General features: G+C 67.1%; 12 protein-coding genes. 6 read left to right on the forward strand and 6 right to left on the reverse strand.

The window, feature by feature from the left end; translation table 11 throughout:
- Positions 1–113: 113 nt before the first annotated feature.
- Together H6844_10660 and H6844_10665 are read right to left on the reverse strand one after the other, a co-directional pair.
- Positions 114–1,535 (reverse strand): PleD family two-component system response regulator, encoded by a 1,422-nt coding sequence (locus H6844_10660; protein ID MCB9929857.1) that lies wholly within the window; start codon positions 1,533–1,535, stop codon positions 114–116.
- 97 nt (positions 1,536–1,632) lie between these two features.
- The gene (locus tag H6844_10665; GenBank protein MCB9929858.1) at positions 1,633–2,007 is read right to left on the reverse strand and encodes a response regulator; all 375 of its coding nucleotides are present in this window, start codon (positions 2,005–2,007) and stop codon (positions 1,633–1,635) included.
- A gap of 235 nt (positions 2,008–2,242) precedes the next feature.
- Here H6844_10665 and H6844_10670 point away from each other — a divergent pair, with 235 nt between their 5' ends.
- Both H6844_10670 and H6844_10675 read left to right on the forward strand, forming a co-directional pair.
- Positions 2,243–3,430 (forward strand): DNA polymerase IV, encoded by a 1,188-nt coding sequence (locus H6844_10670; GenBank protein MCB9929859.1) that lies wholly within the window; start codon positions 2,243–2,245, stop codon positions 3,428–3,430.
- A 126-nt stretch (positions 3,431–3,556) separates the two neighbouring features.
- The gene (locus H6844_10675; GenBank protein MCB9929860.1) at positions 3,557–4,282 is read left to right on the forward strand and encodes an FKBP-type peptidyl-prolyl cis-trans isomerase; all 726 of its coding nucleotides are present in this window, start codon (positions 3,557–3,559) and stop codon (positions 4,280–4,282) included.
- Positions 4,283–4,581: 299 nt separating this feature from the next.
- Here the strand turns inward: H6844_10675 and H6844_10680 are convergent, their stop codons facing one another.
- Together H6844_10680 and ispG are read right to left on the reverse strand one after the other, a co-directional pair.
- Entirely contained in the window at positions 4,582–5,763 is a 1,182-nt protein-coding gene (locus tag H6844_10680) for a phytanoyl-CoA dioxygenase family protein (GenBank protein MCB9929861.1), read from the reverse strand.
- Positions 5,764–6,016: 253 nt separating this feature from the next.
- Complete coding sequence (ispG, locus tag H6844_10685) at positions 6,017–7,135, reverse strand: flavodoxin-dependent (E)-4-hydroxy-3-methylbut-2-enyl-diphosphate synthase (GenBank protein ID MCB9929862.1); 1,119 nt, start codon at positions 7,133–7,135, stop codon at positions 6,017–6,019.
- Positions 7,136–7,364: 229 nt separating this feature from the next.
- On the opposite strand from ispG, the gene H6844_10690 reads away from it, so the two are divergent.
- The 4 genes from H6844_10690 (at position 7,365) to H6844_10705 (ending at position 12,413) form a co-directional block, all read left to right on the forward strand.
- Positions 7,365–8,339, forward strand: coding sequence for a hydroxymethylglutaryl-CoA lyase (locus tag H6844_10690; protein MCB9929863.1), 975 nt, complete (start codon positions 7,365–7,367; stop codon positions 8,337–8,339).
- Positions 8,340–8,421: 82 nt separating this feature from the next.
- A complete protein-coding gene (locus H6844_10695; protein ID MCB9929864.1) occupies positions 8,422–9,651 on the forward strand; it encodes an MFS transporter in 1,230 nt (409 codons plus the stop codon).
- 384 nt (positions 9,652–10,035) lie between these two features.
- On the forward strand, positions 10,036–11,154 hold the full coding sequence (locus H6844_10700; protein ID MCB9929865.1) for an acyl-CoA/acyl-ACP dehydrogenase: 1,119 nt from the start codon (positions 10,036–10,038) through the stop codon (positions 11,152–11,154).
- Between the two features lie 2 nt (positions 11,155–11,156).
- A complete protein-coding gene (locus tag H6844_10705) occupies positions 11,157–12,413 on the forward strand; it encodes an acyl-CoA dehydrogenase family protein (protein MCB9929866.1) in 1,257 nt (418 codons plus the stop codon).
- Positions 12,414–12,533: 120 nt separating this feature from the next.
- Here the strand turns inward: H6844_10705 and H6844_10710 are convergent, their stop codons facing one another.
- Both H6844_10710 and H6844_10715 read right to left on the reverse strand, forming a co-directional pair.
- Positions 12,534–12,791, reverse strand: coding sequence for a GlsB/YeaQ/YmgE family stress response membrane protein (locus H6844_10710; protein ID MCB9929867.1), 258 nt, complete (start codon positions 12,789–12,791; stop codon positions 12,534–12,536).
- Positions 12,792–12,849: 58 nt separating this feature from the next.
- A complete protein-coding gene (locus H6844_10715; protein ID MCB9929868.1) occupies positions 12,850–13,476 on the reverse strand; it encodes an NAD(P)H-dependent oxidoreductase in 627 nt (208 codons plus the stop codon).
- Positions 13,477–13,545 lie beyond the last annotated feature (69 nt).

A 13,545-nucleotide genomic window follows, 5' to 3' on the forward strand; every position in this document is an offset into this window, starting at 1 on the left:
CACCTCGGCAGGGCTGGCACAAAGGCGGCCAGCATCGACGCTTCGGCAGGGGTTGGCAATGTGGGAGGCGGATAGGGGCCGGCGCGCGGCGCGGGCCATCGCTCGCCGCGGCGTCAGCGGGCGGCGCTGAGGGCCGCCGCCGCATCCGGGAGCGGCGCTCCGATGGTGCCGGCCGGCATGGCGGTCACCCGGTTGCGGCCCTGGTGTTTGGATTGGTACAGCGCCTCGTCCGCCCGCCGCACGGCCTCGTCGGCCGACGGCTCGTCCCAGGCGATTTCGCTGACGCCGAAGCTGGCCGTCACCTTCAGCACCGCCCCTTCCCGGGCCAGGGGCACCGCGCTCTCGGCCAGCGCGCGCCGCAGGCGGTCGGCCACGCGCTCCGCGTCCGCCAGCGCCGTGTTGGGCAGGACGATGACGAATTCCTCGCCGCCCTGGCGGGCCACCAGATCCGGCGAGCGCACCCCGGCGGACAGCTTGTCCGCGACATGGCGCAACACCTGGTCGCCGATGGGGTGGCCGTAGGTGTCGTTGATGGCCTTGAACCGGTCCAGGTCGCACACGATCACCGACAGCGGCCGGCCGTCGCCGACCGCGCGCGCGTGCAGCCGGGCCAGGTGCGCGTCCATGTAATGGCGGTTGTAGAGCCCGGTCAGGGCATCGGTGACCGCGTGGTTCAGGTTCTGGTGGTGGCGGTTCTGGATGCGCAGTTGCAGGCGGTGCCGGCGGATTTGCGTTTTCAGCCGGGCCATGACCTCCGACGGGTTCAGGGGGCGCACCAGGCACTCGTTCGCCCCCAGGTCCAGCCCCTTGTACAGGCGCTCGCTGTCGCTGCGGTCGCCGATCAGGATGAAGGGCAGGTGCCGTGTCGCCTCGGTCGAGCGCGCCTGGGAGCACAGCCGCAAGGCGTCGAACGGCTGGTAGCCGATGTCGGCCAGGATCAGGTCGAACGCCCCGTCGAGCAACTGGCCCGGCGGCGCCTGGTCCGGACGGCAAACCACGACCTCGTGTTGCAGTTCGGCCGCGGTCCGTTGCACGATCTCGTGCACGCTGGCGCTGTCGCTCATCAGGAACAGGCGGGCATCGGTGACCGATTCGTCGGCCAACGCCTCATAGCCGACATCGCCCATGGTATCGCTTTCCCGCAACCGCCACTCGTCCAGCACTCGCTTCAGGCGCACGAGATTGCGCACGCGGGCGAACAGGGCGAGATTGTCCAGCGGTTTGGTCAGAAAGTCGTCGGCGCCGCTTTCCAGCCCCCGCACCATGTCCTGCGGCGAATCGAGAGCGGTCACCATCACCACCGGAATGTGGCTGAACCGATGGTCCGCCTTCAGGCGGGAGCAGACATCATAGCCGGAAAGGCCCGGCATCATCACGTCCAGCAGGATCAGGTCGGGCGCGTTCTGTTCGACCGCGCTCAACGCCTCCTTGCCGCTGGCGACCGCCGCCACGTCATAGTATTCGGCGGTCAGTTTCGCTTCCAGGAGCTTGCGATTCGCAATGATGTCGTCGACGACGAGAATGCGTGCGGTCATGGGTGTTCCGCCCCGGCTGCGCTGGTGCCTGTAGGCGACGGTGCGTTTTCGGCACCGCCGATGCAGCAGAGGCTAGTGGGCTGCCACGAACGCCCGGTTAACGACGACCGTTCAAATGTTTGCGAACCGTCTCGATGAATGTCGCGACCTTGATGGGCTTGGACAGATAATCCTCGCAACCGCCCTGACGGATTTTTTCCTCATCGCCCTTCATGGCGAAGGCGGTCACCGCAATAATGGGAATCCGGCAAAGAAGATCGTCGGCTTTTAACCATTTGGCAACTTCCAGGCCGGAGACTTCCGGCAACTGGATGTCCATCAGGATCAGGTCGGGCTTCTCGCTTCGGGCGAGGCGCATGGCCGACACGCCGTCATTGGTCTGGATGGTTTCATAGCCGTTGGCGCGCAGCAAATCGTTGAACAGTTTCATGTTCAATTCGTTGTCTTCGACGATCAAAATCCGATGTGCCATGGCTGTTGGGCGTGCTGCGGGTTCTCGGTAATCCACTCACCTGAGCGGAGTTCGGTACCATTTGCAACCAAAAATAGTTGGGAAGTGTTTAACGCACCACCCACTTCCTCGGGCGGGGCGGTTTGCTCTCATTTTGTTCTTACGACACGTTCGATAAATCCGACAGAATGATTTATCATTACCGCTGACATTCGAATTCGCCAAAGCCGCTTGGCGCTGTTGCACGATGGGCGCCATGCCGGGTCTCTGCCGCGATTGCCTGACAACCAGCCTGCCGCCCGGCGCCCGGCGCTGTTCCGCTTGCGGCTCGCCGCGGCTGATCGTGCACGACGAGCTGTTTTCGCTACAAGTCGCCCATGTCGATTGCGACGCCTTCTATGCCACGATCGAGAAACGCGACCGCCCGGAGCTGCGCGACCAGCCGCTGGTGATCGGCGGCGGGCGTCGGGGGGTGGTCGCCGCGGCCTGCTATATCGCCCGGCGCTATGGGGTGCGCTCGGCCATGCCGATGTTCAAGGCGCGCGTCGCCTGTCCCCATGCTCAGGTGGTGCGGCCCAACATGGCGAAATATCAGGCCGTCGGCCGGGACATGCGGGCGTTGATGCGGGCGGTCACGCCTCTGGTCGAGCCGCTTTCCATCGACGAGGCGTTCCTGGATTTCCGCGGGCAACACACGGGGGAGGGGGAGGCCGCCGCCCCGGAACCGCCCGCCCTGCAACTCGCCCGCCTGGCGCTCCGGGCCGAGCGCGAGCTGGGCATCACCATATCGGTCGGCCTGGGGGCGAACAAATTCCTGGCCAAGATGGCCTCGGACCTGGACAAGCCCCGCGGTTTCGCCGTCATCGGCCGGGCCGAGGCGCGGGCGTTTCTGGCCACCAAGCCGGTCGGCATGATTTTCGGCGTCGGCCGTGCGATGCGCGAGCGGCTGGAGGCCGACGGCATCCGCCGCATCGGCCAACTCTGCGGGGTTCCGCCGGCGGTGCTGGAGCAGCGCTACGGCAGTTTCGGCGAGCGCCTCGCCCCGTTCTGCCGCGGTGTCGACCGGCGCAGCGTCAGGCCCTCGCGCCCGACCAAGAGCATTTCCAACGAGACCACGTTCGAGGACCCCATCGCCGCCGCCGATGCCCTCTCCGCCCGGCTGGAAGGGTTGTGCGGGCGCGTCGCCGGCCGGCTGGAAGCCCAGGCCTATCGCGGCCAGACCGTGGTGCTGAAGCTGAAAACCGCCGGCTTCCAGATTCTCACCCGCAGCCACACTTTGGCCGAACCGACCGCGTCTGCCACCGACATTTTCATTGCGGCCGAGACCATGCTGCGGCGCGAGGCGACCGGCATGGCCTTTCGCCTGATCGGCGTCGGCGTCTCCAACCTGGTGCAGGGCCTGGACGGCGACGACGCGGCACTTTGGGACGAGGCGCGGCCCTAGCTTGCCCCGGCCTTGTGTTGCGCCGGTCCCATCCTTAGGTTTGGCGCCGGACATTCGTTCTTGGCCGGGTCGGACGGTCTCAGCCTCCGTTGTGTCCTGTTCACCACACGAATAAGAGGCTTCTTCATGACGCGTTTGCTCGCCGGCATTGCCGCCATTCCCCTGTTGCTCTCCGTGCCGGCCCTTGCCCAGGATGCCGCGAAGGACGCGGCCAGGTCCCCGGCGCCGCTGGAAACCCTGGAACAGCGCTACAGCTATATGGTGGGCATGCAACTCGCCAACGGGATGATGCAGCAGGGGCTGCACGAGAATCTCGACGTCGACGCGTTCGCCCAGGCCTTGCGCGACCGCTTCGCCGGCGAGAAGCCGCGCCTGACCGCCGAGCAGATGCAGGAAACCGTCCAGGCAATGCGCGAGAAAGAGGACGCCGAGAAGACCGCCGCGGGCGAGAAGGCGAAGACCGATGGCGCGGCGTTCCTGGCCGCGAACAAGGCGAAGCCCGACGTGACCACGACGGCCAGCGGCCTGCAATACACGGTGACCACCGCCGGCACCGGGCCGAAGCCCCAGGCGTCCGACCAGGTGAAGGTGCATTACGAGGGCCGCCTGCTGGACGGCACCGTGTTCGACAGCTCCTATGCCCGTGGCGAGCCGGCGACGTTCGGCGTGACCCAGGTGATTCCGGGCTGGCAGGAAGCGTTGCAGTTGATGCCGGTCGGCTCGAAATGGGAGGTCTGGATCCCGTCCGACCTGGCGTATGGCGCACAGGGCGCCGGCGGCGCCATTGGCCCGAACGAGACCCTGAGCTTTACCATCGAGCTGATGGAAATCGTTCCCGCGAAAGCAAAGTAGAGTGCGTATCCCGGAGCCTGCGGAGCGGGCATCCGGGACCGCGCGCGCTCGCGAACACCGCTGCCGGCGGTGTTCGAAGGATGCCGCCGGCCCCGGACGGCGGCTCTGCCCCCTCCGGGGAACACTCTCAACCTGCAAATAAAAGCATGTTTCCCGGCCGCCGCAGAGCGGTGGGCCGGGACCGCTCGCTCTCGCGAACACCATTGCCGGCGGTGTTCGAAGGATGCCGCCGGCCCCGGATGGCGGCCCCGCCCTCTCCGGGGTTCACCGTCACCTGATCTTGGTGCGACGTCCGCGGTTCAAATCGCCAGATCGCGGGTGTGATAGTCGCGGATCACCCGGTCGAACGTCTCCGGCGTCAGGCGGAACTCGTCCTCCAGCCCTGCGAACGGCTTGTAGGCGAACGGTGGTTCGTCCGGATGGGTCTGGTGGCGGGCGTCGATGGCGACCTGGATCACGGCCGAGCGGTCGAACACCCGCTGCTCGTCATAGACGAGTTCGCTCGATTCCATGCTGAGCGCCGCCTTCTGCCCCAGCACCGACGTGCGGCGGTGGAAGCCGAAGGTCAGCGAGATGCGCAGATCGGGCGAGGTGTTGGCGAACGAGCCGTGCACCATCTGGCGGTTGACGATGGTCACGTCGCCGGGGTTGCAGACCAGCGGCACCGCGCCCGGCAGCTTCTCGTCGCCGCCATTGGCCGCGACCATGCCCTTGATGTCCGCCTTGCCGCCCTTGTGCGTGCCGGGCACGACCCAGAGGCAGTTGGCCGGCGTCGTCGGGTACAACTGCACCTGAAAGTTGAAGCCGTGAATGCCTTCGTCCCAGTCCGGGTTGGTCCAGTGGGTGACGCCGTCCTGGTGCCAGGACACCGAGCCGCCCAGGCCCGGTTGCTTGACGAAGATGGCATCGTTGAACGGCACGAAGTCGTCGCCGTTGATGGACGCGGCGACGGCCAGCAGGCCCGGATGGCCATAGACCCGCAGGCCGGCCGGCATGGTCTGGCACATGGCGTACATCAGGAACACCACATGCTCCGGCGCATCCGCATCGGCCTGGGGCTGGGCCATCTGGGTCGGATGCCGCCCGCCCAGCACGGCCGTGCCGCCCCAGGGGTCGGCCAGGGGCTTGGTGTAGCGGTAGGGGAAGCGGGCGAAGTCCAAGCCCATGGCCGGACGGCCCTGCCGGTCCACTTTCGCGTCGGGGCCGACGGGCGCGCGCTCCAGCATGTTCTGGGCATCGGCGCGCAATTCCTCGACCTCGGCCGCGTCGATCACGCCTTCGAAGATATAGTAGCCGTGCTTCCAGTAGGCGGCGACGATGTCCGGGTGCAGCTTGCCGTCTGCGGTCAGGCGCAGCGGGCCGCGATTGCCGATTTCGGCGGCGAGGCGCACGCCTTCCTTCTGATAGGCGGCCATGCCGGCGGCATGCTCGGCCTGGGTGAGGGGTTTGGGGGTGGCGACGGTGCCAACGACATCATTCATGGCGCGTTCCTCTCGGGAGGTTGCTTTGCGTCATTTCTGCTGAACCGCGCCGTGCAAGGCAACCGGAATATTGTCCCCCAGGGGGTGGAGCCGCCGCGATGCACCCCGGAGGTGGCGGAGCCGCCGTGATGTACCCCAGAGGTGGCGGAGCCGCCATCCGGGGCCGGTGTCGTCCATCGAACACGGTCACCGGCGGTGTTCGCTCCCGCCAAGCGGTCCCGGCCCACCGCTCCGCGGCGGCCGGGATACGCGGTCACTCGGCTGCGACTGCGGCCTGTTCCGCCGCGATCTCTTTCGCCTTCGCCTCGATCAGGGCCACCATATGGTCGACGATGTCGGCGTTTTGCAGGCGGTGGTCCGGCTGGCCGGCGACATAGACCATGTGCGTGCCCTTGCCGCCACCGGTAATGCCCAGGTCGGTCTCCCGCGCCTCGCCGGGGCCGTTGACGACGCAGCCGATCACCGACACCGTCATCGGCGTCGTGATGTGGCCGAGGCGCTGCTCCAGCACTTCCACCGTCTTGATGACGTCGAACTGCTGGCGCGCACACGACGGGCACGAGATCACGTTGACGCCGCGATGGCGCAGGCCCAGCGACTTCAGGATGTCGAAGCCGACCTTCACCTCCTCGGTCACGTCGGCGGAGAGCGAGACCCTGAGCGTGTCGCCGATGCCGGCCCAGAGCAGCGCGCCCAGCCCGATGGCGCTCTTCACCGTGCCGGTGCGCAGGCCGCCGGCCTCGGTCACGCCCAGGTGCAAGGGATAGTCGCAGACCTCCGCCAGTTGCTGGTAGGCCGCGACCGCCAGCATCGGGTCCGATGCCTTGCAGGAGATCTTGAACTCGAAAAAGTCGTTGTCTTCCAGGATTTGGATGTGGCGCTGGGCGCTTTCGACCATGGCTTCGGGGCAGGGCTCACCATAGCGCTCCAGCAGGTCGCGCTCCAGCGAGCCGCCGTTGACGCCGATGCGGATCGAGCAGCCATGGTCCTTCGCCGCCTGGATCACCTCCCGCACCCGGTCGTTGGAGCCGATATTGCCGGGATTGATGCGCAGGCAGGCCGCGCCAGCCTCCGCGGCCTCGATGGCGCGGCGATAGTGGAAGTGGATGTCGGCGACGATGGGCACGCGGGCCGCCTTGCAGATCGCCGGCATGGCCGCGGTCGATGCCTCGTCGGGGCAGGAGACGCGGACGATATCGGCGCCGGCCTCCTCGGCGCGGCGGATCTGGTCGATGGTGGCGCCGGCGTCGCTGGTCAGTGTGTTGGTCATGGTCTGCACCGTGATCGGCGCATCGCCGCCGACCGGCACGTGGCCGACCATGATCTTGCGGGACTTGCGGCGAAGGATCTGGCGATAGGGGCGAAGGGTCATGCGAACCGTTCCCTTGAGCGACGACGCGGTCGGTGAGCGCCCCCTATACCCGATCATGGCCCGCCGAACCAGTCGCACCCCGCCGCAGGCCGGGCGCCTGTCCACGCGGCGACGGCCGGCGCGCTTTCGGTCTTGGTGCCGCGGGGATCGAAATGGTAGCGTGATCCCTCAAGCGTTGGCCCCGCCGCGCGTTTCCGCGATCACAGTCAGCCGAAAGGGCGCATGCGCCATGTCCGACCTGCCAGCCAAAGTCAGCATCCACGAGGAAGGCCCGCGCGAGGGCTTCCAGATCGAAAAAGGGCCGATCCCGACCGCGCGCAAGATCGAGCTGATCGACGCGCTCTCGGAAACCGGTCTGAAAAAAATCCAGGTCGCGAGCTTCGTCTCGCCGCGCGCCGTCCCCGGCTGGGCGGACGCGGATGAGGTGGTGCGCGGCTTCAAGCGCAAGCCCGGCATCAACTACCATGTGCTCTGGCTGAACGAGAAAGGCCTGCAACGCGCCCTGATGCACCAGAAAGAGGGCGCGGGGCTGGACATGTTCGGCTCGATCTCGACCACCGCGTCCGAGACCTTCATGCGCAAGAACACCAATCGCGGCTATGAGGACAATGTCCGTATCCAGGGCAACCAGATCAAAATCTACCAGGAAAACAATATCCCGGTGGTGCGCGCCAGCATCATGACCGCCTTCGGCTGCAATTACGAAGGCCCGGTCGAGGTGGCGACCGTTATCAAGCGCCTCGCCGAAATCCTGGCGCTGGCGGACGAGATGGGCTGCAATATCGAATATGTGAGCCTGGCCGACACGATGGGCTGGGCCAACCCGTCCTCGGTGAAGCGGCTGGTCGGCGCGGTGCGGGACAAATGGCCGGAACTCGGCATCAACCTGCACCTGCACGACACCCGCGGCCTCGGCATCGCCAACGCCTATGCCGGCATGCAGATGGGCGTGACCGAATTCGACTCCGCCGTGGCGGGCCTCGGCGGCTGCCCGTTTGCGGCGCTGAAGGGCGCGGCCGGCAATGTCTGCACCGAGGATCTGGCCTTCCTCTGCGAGGAAATGGGCATCGAGACCGGTATCGACGTCGACAAGCTGGTGGCGGTCGCCCAACTGGCGGAGGAGATTGTCGGCCATCCGCTGGCGGGCTCGCTGATGCATGCGGGCACGCTGACGGCGGCCCGTGCGGCGGCGAAGGCGGCCTAGGCCCTCATCTTCCCCCCGAAATGGTATCGACTGTGCCCCGGCCGTTGCGCCGGGGCCTTCTGCGATAGGGCCTCTGCCGGCCATGCCGACGAAAGAACCCCTCGGTCCCGCGCTGCCGGTGTTGATCGGCGCTGCGGTCATGCTGGCCATGGCGATGGGCCTGCGCCAGAGCCTGGGCATTTTCCTGACGCCGATGACGGCGGACATCGCCCTTTCGGTCAGCGAGTTCACGCTGGCGATTGCGATCCAGAACCTGATCTGGGGCTTCACCCAGCCGGTGATCGGCGCCATGACCGTGCGGCTGGGTTTTCGCCTGCCGATGGTGCTGGGCGGGGTTCTGTTCTGCATCGGGTTGGTGCTGCTGGCGCTGGCAGACGGCTTCCTGATGGTGTTGCTGGGCGCCGGTGTCTGCATCGGCATGGCCATGGCGGCGACCTCGTCCGCCATGGCGCTGGCGGTGTCGTCGCGGGCCGTGCCGGCCTCCCGCCGCAGCCTGATTCTGGGGCTGGTCGGCAGCGCCAGTTCGGTCGGCGCGATGGTGGCGGCGCCGCTGGGGCAGGCGATTAACAGCTATACTGGCGACTGGCGCATCGGCATGGTCGGCTTCGCGTTGCTCGGCCTCTCGGTGATTCCGGCGGCTTGGATCGCCGGCCGGATCGACCGGGTGCACCTGCCGGCCCATGGCGGCAGCGACAGCCTGACCGCCCGCGACGCGCTGAAGGCCGCCCTGCGCCATCCGCCCTTTTTGGTGATGAGCGCCGCCTTCTTCGTCTGCGGCATGACGTTGATCTTCCTGCTGACCCATCTGCCGAATTACCTGGCGATTTGCGGCATGGACCCGATGTTGAGCGCCACGGCGCTGGCGATCATTGGCGGGTTCAACATTGCCGGCAGCATCTTTTTCGGCTGGGCCGGCGGGCGCTGGAACAAGCAGGCGCTGCTGGGCATCATGTATCTGTGCCGGGCGGTGATTCTGACGGCCTATTTCATCGTGCCGCCGACGCCGGAAAGCACGATCCTGTTCGCCGGTTTCATGGGCTTTTTCTGGCTGGGCGTGTCGCCGCTGATCGCCGGATCGGTGATCGAGATGTTCGGGCTGCGCTGGCAGCCGATGTTGCAGGGCGTGACCTTCTTCGTGCACCAGTTCGGCAGCTTCGCCGGCGCGTTCGGCGGCGGCTATGTGTTCGACCTGACCGGCTCGTATGACCTGGCCTGGCGGGCCGGCGTGCTGATCGGGGCGGCGGCGGGCGTCGTGCAACTGACCGTCGCGCTCTGGCGGCCGCCGGCGCGGCCATTGCCGACCGCGGCGTGACCGCTCCCGGCCCCCGGATCGCCACCCTGGTGCCGGATCGTCACCCTGGCGCCGCCATCGGCGCCGCATTTGGGCCGAAAATACCCCATTTGGGTGATGAATCGGTTCGGAAGGCCTGCCTAACCTTTTCCTGCGTTCAACCAACGCCAAGGCATGGGATTGAACGTTGGCGGTTTTCTCGGTCAAGAGAGCGCCGTTCAGGGTGGCGAAACCACGGGGCATGGTCGGGCAGCAACGCAGTTTGAGCCTGGGGAGTCTGGGAGGAAGGGCAACCATTTCCTCCCTCTTTTTTTGTGGTCTCTTGCGGGTCGGTGGCCCTTCGCCCTACCATTCGGCCACTCTGCCGTCAGGCATGTCACACTCTCCCGTAAGGCCATTGATCCCATGCAATTCAGTTTCTCAGCGGAGCAGGAGGAGTTTCGCTCCGTCATCCGCCGTTTCCTGGAGGCAAAATCGCCGACCACGGCGGTCCGCGCCCTGATGGAGGGGGACACCGGCTACGACCCGGAGGTCTGGAAGGCGCTGTCGGCCGATCTGGGCCTGACCGCCCTGCACATTCCAGAGGAATACGGCGGCGCCGGCTTCGGCGTCACCGAACTGGCCGTCGCCTGCGAGGAAATGGGCCGCGCCCTGTTGTGCGCGCCGTTCTTCGCCTCGACGGTGATGGCCGCCACCGCCATCCTGCAGGCGGGCGATGACGACCAGAAGGCCGCCTACCTGCCGGGCCTCGCCGCCGGCGAGACCATCGCCACCCTGGCCGTGGCCGAGCCGAACGGCGGTTGGAACGGCGGCGCCATCGCCATGTCCGCCACCGAATACGGCGCGGTCTATCGCCTTCACGGCAGCAAGAGCTATGTGCTGGACGGCATGAATGCCGGGTTGGTGGTCGTGGCAGCGCGCCTCGCCAACGGCCATCTGGGCCTGTTCGTGGTCAGCGACCTGTCCGACGGCGTGACCCGCACGCCGCTGAAGTCGATGGACCCGACCCGCAAGCTGGCGCGCCTGGATTTCAACAACACGCCGGCGGTGCTGCTGGGCGCGTCCGAAGCCGGGGAGGCGGCTTACGCCAGGGTGTTCGACACCATGGTCGCCTGCCTCGCGGCAGAGATGGCCGGCGGCGCCGAGCGCCTGCGCGAGGACGCGCTGGAATATGTCAACATGCGCGTGCAGTTCGGGCGCACCATCGGCTCGTTCCAGGTGACCAAGCACAAGGCGGCCGACATGCTGCTGGACGTGGAACTGGCCAAGTCCAGCGCCTATGCCGCGGCATCGGCCCTGGACGACGGCGACGCGGACGCCTCGGCCATCGTCTCGCTGGCCAAGGCGCAGGGCTCCGACGCCTATATGCAGACCGCCGTCCACGCCGTGCAGATGCATGGCGGCATCGGCTTTACCTACGACAACGACACCCACATGTGGTTCAAGCGGGCCAAGGCGAGCGAGGTCTTCCTCGGCGATGCCAACTGGCACCGCGAGCGCATGCTGCACCACTGGAGCGCCTGACCATGACCGAGATGGCCGAACAAAACGTCCGCGACGAGGTCCGCGCCTTTCTGGAGGCCAACTGGGACCCGAACCGCTCGCTGATCGAATGGCGCAACATCCTGGTCGATTCCGGCTGGGGCGCACCGCACTATCCGAAAGAATGGTTCGGCAAGGGCCTGCCCGCCGCCATGTCGCTGGTGGTGGACGAGGTGATCCGCGACTTCGGCGCCATCGGCGCCGCCAAGATGGGCATCCGGGTGCTGGCCGGTGCCACCATCCTCGCCCATGGCAGCGACCTGCACAAACAGACCTATCTGCGCGGCATCCTCACCGGCGAGGAAACCTGGTGCCAGTTGTTCTCCGAGCCCGGCAGCGGCTCCGATCTGGCCGGTGCGACCACGCGGGCCGACTTCAAGGACGGCAAGTGGATCATCAACGGCCAGAAGGTCTGGACCACCAGCGCCCACCATGCCGATTTCGGCCTGCTGCTGGCCCGCACCGACTGGGATGCGGTCAAGCACAAGGGGCTGACCTATTTCATCCTCGACCTGCGCCAGCCGGGCGTGGACGTGAACCAGTTGCGCCAGATGAACGGCCACGCCTCGTTCAACCAGGTGTTCATCACCGACGCGGTGATCCAGGAGAACATGCGCGTCAGCGAACTGGGCGAGGGCTGGAAGGTCGCCACCACCACGCTGATGCACGAGCGCCGCGGCGCCGACGGCGCCCGCCGCTATGACCAGAAGATCGACCGGCCGGAGCGCATCTATCAGGAATACAACGAGGAAATCGACCACCAGCTGGCCCCGTATATCTGGTACCCGCAGCGCACGGGCCGGGTCGACCTGCTGATCGAACACGCCAAGGCCGCCGGTCGCTATGAGGACCCGGCGGTGCGCCAGGAAATCGCCAAGGTGCTGGGGCTGGCCAAGTCCGCCGAGTGGACCGCCCGCCGTGCCCGTGCCGCGCAGCAACAGGGCAAGCCGCAGGGGCCGGAAGGCTCCATCGGCAAGCTGGCGGCGAGCCATGTCGCCCGCGCCTCCAACCTCGCGCACACCAAGATCGCGGGGCCGAACGCCATGTTGACTGGCTCCGATAGCTGGATGGACGGCACGATTGCCGAGATTCTGGTCTCGACCCCGGCCATTTCCATTGCCGGCGGCACGGACGAGATTCAGCGCAACATCATCTCCGAACGCATCCTGAAAATGCCGAAGGAGCCGCGCACGGATACCGACCGGCCGTTCCGCGAAGTGCCCCGCAACCAGGTCACCTGAGCCCCGCCTCGCGTCCCCGGACGGTGCACCGTCCCCAGGCTTTCCCGGACGGCGCACCGTCCCCAGGCTTTCCCGGACGGCGCCCTGCGCCGATCCGGGACCTCCCGCGGTGAAGCGCTCCTACGACCGCTGCGAATTCTTCAGCATGCGCCAGCCGACCAGCAGGATCACCGCGCCCAGCACCGAAAACAGAAAATTCCCGATGCCGAAGCCGCCACCGTAAAAGCCGGTCTGGCGCGCGATCAGGCCGCCGACAAAGCCGCCGCCGATGCCGATCAGAATGGTGACGAAAATGCCGCCCGGGTCGCGCCCCGGCACGATGGCCTTGGCGACCACGCCGACGATCAGCCCCATGACGATGGCAATGATAAATCCCATATGCTTGTCCTTGCCGGTGGTGCGGCCGCTTCACGGATGGCCTCTTCCCTAGCCGATTTCAGGCCGGGGTGCCAGCGAGCCCCGCCAGGGTCGGGTGGCCAGCGATAGCGGCCAGGGCCTGCGCCATCACCCGTTCCGGGTCGCGGCCGGCGGCTTCGGCCCGGAAATAGGTGACGTCGTGCAGGCCGATACAGGCCAGAATGGCGGAGAGATAGGGGGTCAGGAAATCCGGCTGGCGCGCCGGTTCGCCCACGAACGCACTGCCGGAGGCGATGCAGACAAAGGTGGGACGGTCCGGCAGCAGCCCGATCTTGCCCTCGGGCGTGCTGCGAAACGTCCGTCCGAACCGCACCACCTGGTCCAGCCACAGCTTGAGCACCGCGGGAACGGTGAAATTGTGCATCGGCGTCGTCAGCAGCAGGGCGTCGCTGGCTTCCAGCTCGGCGATCAGGGTTTCGGAGACCGTCAGCGCCTCCACCTCGCGCGCGGCCTCGGCCGTCTGGTGGGTTCGCATGACGCGCGTGAACGCGGGATCCACGGGGGGAGGGGGCGTTGCTGCCAGATCGCGGCCGATCACCTCCGCCACGCCGCAGTGGACCCGCAACCGCTCCACCACCGCATCGCCCAACCGGCGGCTGAAGGCATCGGCATTCGGGCTACAGTCGAGGCGGAGGAGGGTGTGCATCGGGCGGCGCTCTTCGGTGTAACGGCGGATGGCGAGAGGGTAATCGATCCCGGTAACCGCTGTGAAGGT

This window comes from Alphaproteobacteria bacterium (assembly GCA_020638555.1).
Lineage (GTDB): Bacteria > Pseudomonadota > Alphaproteobacteria > Bin95 > Bin95 > JACKII01.